General features: G+C 47.1%; 3 protein-coding genes. All 3 read left to right on the top strand.

The window, feature by feature from the left end; all coding sequences use genetic code 11:
- Nucleotides 1-411 precede the first annotated feature (411 nt).
- The 3 genes from FHS77_RS15835 to FHS77_RS15825 all read left to right on the top strand — a co-directional run bounded on the left by FHS77_RS15835 (nucleotide 412) and on the right by FHS77_RS15825 (nucleotide 3,137).
- Nucleotides 412-1,098 (top strand): IS6 family transposase, encoded by a 687-nt coding sequence (locus FHS77_RS15835; RefSeq protein ID WP_184224879.1) that lies wholly within the window; start codon nucleotides 412-414, stop codon nucleotides 1,096-1,098.
- 262 nt (nucleotides 1,099-1,360) lie between these two features.
- Nucleotides 1,361-2,296: an ABC transporter substrate-binding protein gene (locus FHS77_RS15830; RefSeq protein ID WP_184224878.1), complete on the top strand. Its 936-nt coding sequence runs from the start codon at nucleotides 1,361-1,363 to the stop codon at nucleotides 2,294-2,296.
- 100 nt (nucleotides 2,297-2,396) lie between these two features.
- Nucleotides 2,397-3,137 (top strand): SDR family NAD(P)-dependent oxidoreductase, encoded by a 741-nt coding sequence (locus FHS77_RS15825; RefSeq protein WP_184224877.1) that lies wholly within the window; start codon nucleotides 2,397-2,399, stop codon nucleotides 3,135-3,137.
- The last annotated feature ends 144 nt before the right edge of the window (nucleotides 3,138-3,281 follow it).

Genomic DNA, 3,281 nt, shown 5'->3' with positions numbered 1-3,281 from the left:
GGTGGCGTTGCTCGCGCAGAATCTCGAAGGTCAGCCCGTGTGATGCCCGAGAGAACAGGACCTCTCCAACCAACCGGAATTTTTGCAACAGAGCCATTGATTCCGCCATGATTGGTTTCAAGGAATTCCGTTATGGCTTGCGCTGCTAAGAACTGATCACCCTGATGTGAAGCCCGGATTGTTGAACGAGCTTTCGGCATTGGACCGAGTGCACTCACAGAGGCGGTGGCGCTGCTCGCGCAGAATCTCGAAGGTCAGCACGTGTGACCGCGGAGAAAACAGGACCTCTCCAACCAACCGGAATATTTGCAACAGAGCCCGACAGCCTGGTTCCGAAGGTAGTGTTGCAAATTTTCATGTTTACAGATCTATAAGCCGGTCATTGTGAATAAATGAGCGAGGTGGCTGCGAATGACAGTCGATTTCAAGGGAACTCATTTCCCTAAAAGTGTCATTCTGCACGCGGTCTTCTTTTACGTGCGCTACCCCGTCTCCTATCGTGACCTTCATGAAATTCTGGCCGAACGTGGCGTATGCGTCGATCATGCAACATTGAACAGATGGGTTGTTCGCTACTCGCCTCAAATCGCCACTCAGGCTCAGATGCGCAAGCGGCCCACGGCCAGTTCCTGGCGTGTTGACGAGACCTATATCAAGGTTCGGGGCAAATGGACCTATTTGTATCGGGCCGTTGACCGCAATGGCCAAACCCTTGATTTTCTTTTGTCTGAACGTCGGGATCTGGCTGCAGCGCGGCGTTTCTTCAAGAAGGCGATCACAACCAACGGTACTCCTGAAAAGGTTGTCATTGACAAAAGTGGAGCCAATCTGGCCGGACTGCACGCCGTCAACACCATCCTGAAATTCACAGGCGCAGGCGACATGATTGAAATCCGGCAGGTCAAATACTTGAACAATATCCTTGAGCAAGACCACCGCTTTATCAAACGGATCACCAAGCCAATGATGGGCTTTAAAGCATTCCATTCTGCTTCAGCCACCATCGCAGGGATCGAAGTGGCTCACATGATCCGTAAGAACCAATTCACCAACGACAATCAATCGCCATTTCAGGTCTTTGCGGAACTCGCAGCATAATTGCGTCCAGAGTTAACGCCGCTTTTAACTTACTGAAAATTTTGCGACACAACCGATTGATCTGCTTCCATGCCGATTCCAAACTTCATCCCCGTATTCCATTTAAATGTTTGCGCGTATCCGTTCTCAAAATGATTGGCTCTTTGGCAAACTATTTCCTCGTTTCGTTTTTTTATCACATTAAGTTCCACTACCCTTGAGCACGGATGAAGTAGGCTTGATGTGTTAGCCGTTTCTCATCGTTTAAAGGTACACATCGATTATGAGATTTTTTACAGAGCATATTTTTACGCGTGCAGCTGCTGCTTTTGTTGCACTCGGAATTACCGCAACTGCATATGCAGAGACCTTCGATCTGAGTCCTGAGCAGGCCGGACAAGTTCGTATCAAGCCAAATGAAAAGGCAATTGCAGCCCTTCCTGCCGATTTCAAACTGGTAACCCCCGGTAAATTCACTGTTGGCATAAACCCATGGGTGCCGCCGATCAGTACCTATGCAACAGATGCCAAAACAATTGTTGGATTTGATCCTGATATTGTTAAACTTGTTGCTGACGGACTTGGTCTTGAACTGGTACTTGTACCGACTGCATGGGCCGATTGGCCTCTTGCGCTTCAATCCGGTAAAGTTGATGCGGTTGTTTCCAACATTACAGTGACGGAGGCACGAAAAGAAAAATTCGATTTTTCGACATATCGTGACGATCTGCTTGGATTTTATGTCAAATCAGATAGTCCGATCAATAAGATCAGTGAGCCTAAGGATGTAGCGGGGTTACGGATTATTACAGGTGCAGGCACAACGCAGGAAAAGATTGTGCAGGACTGGGATAAACAGAATATAGCTGCCGGTTTAGCGCCTATTGAACTGCAATATTATGACGATGATGCAGTGCGTAATCTGGCTATTCAGTCAGGCAGAGCGGATGCTGTATTCCACATCAATTCAACCCAAGCCTATCAGGCGCGCACTGACGGTAAAACGAAATTGGTTGGTACTGTGAATGGTGGTTGGCCGTTGACGGCACAAGTGGGTGTTACAACACGAAAAGGGAATAACATAGCTGATGCCATTACAATCGTTCTTAACGGAGCGATCGAAAGCGGCGCATATAATCAGATACTTGATAGATGGGGCCTTGCCGATGAAAAGGTAAGCAAATCTGAAACAAACCCGGCAGGATTGCCTAAAACCTGATTTTTATAATTTGTAGCACTTAAACATTTCCAGGATAACCGACGCTGTCATATGCTGAGCATTTGGCGGGGTCGTTTTTTTGACATAAGAAGAATAGTTTATGACCATTGAAAGAGTATATATCATCACCGGCAGTTCATCCGGTATCGGGGCAACGCTCGCGCGCCGCATTGCAAAAACAGGAACCGCATTTGTATTGCATGCGCGTCGTTCAAAAGATGCGCTTGAGCAGGTAGCTGAAGACATTCGCTCCACTGGTGCTCATGCGGTTACAGTTCTTGGTGATCTTGCAGAAAAAGGCACAGCAACATCATTGGTAGAGGCAGCAATAGAGCATTTCGGCAGTGTTGATGTTGTGGTGGCCAATGCAGGCTTTCCAGTTTTCCGTAGTTTTGAAGAAGGAACAGCTGAAGATTTGGAATATGCCTTTAAAGGTAATTTATTCAGCCTGTTTGAACTTGCACGAGCAGCACGCGAACCTTTAAAAAAATCAGAGCATCCGAGGTTGATTGCGGTTGGCAGTTATACCGCGCATTACATGCGTGCAGGTGCACCACTTTATCCGATGTCTGCTGCATCCAAAGGTGCCATTGAGGTTGCCGTTCGCAGTCTTGCCAATAATTTTGCCAGTGACAAAATTTTGGTTAATTGCGTTATTCCAGGTGAAATCAACAGCAATAACAGACCCGTTTCAGATAGACTTAAAGAGGTGGAAAAACAGATCCCGCTAGGCCGCCTCGGGCGACCTGAAGAAGTGGCGGAAATGATCTGGTTTCTCACCACTCCACAAGCCTCATACATAACCGGCCAAATGTTTCATGTTAATGGCGGCTTATTCTAAGTCTGCAGGGATATGTATCTGATTATATTAAATTGATGGTTGATGATTAGGTTATGTCGCAAATTTTTCACTTCTGCTGAGCTATATCACTACCTGTGCGTATAATTGAGTGAGGCGGGAGCAGCTGATGGTCGAGTTCAAAGG

Origin of the sequence: Paenochrobactrum gallinarii, from assembly GCF_014205685.1 — a bacterium.
Lineage (GTDB): Bacteria > Pseudomonadota > Alphaproteobacteria > Rhizobiales > Rhizobiaceae > Paenochrobactrum > Paenochrobactrum gallinarii.
The sequence above is the reverse complement of the archived record's forward strand: the minus strand, read 5'-3'. Positions and strand labels throughout refer to the sequence as shown.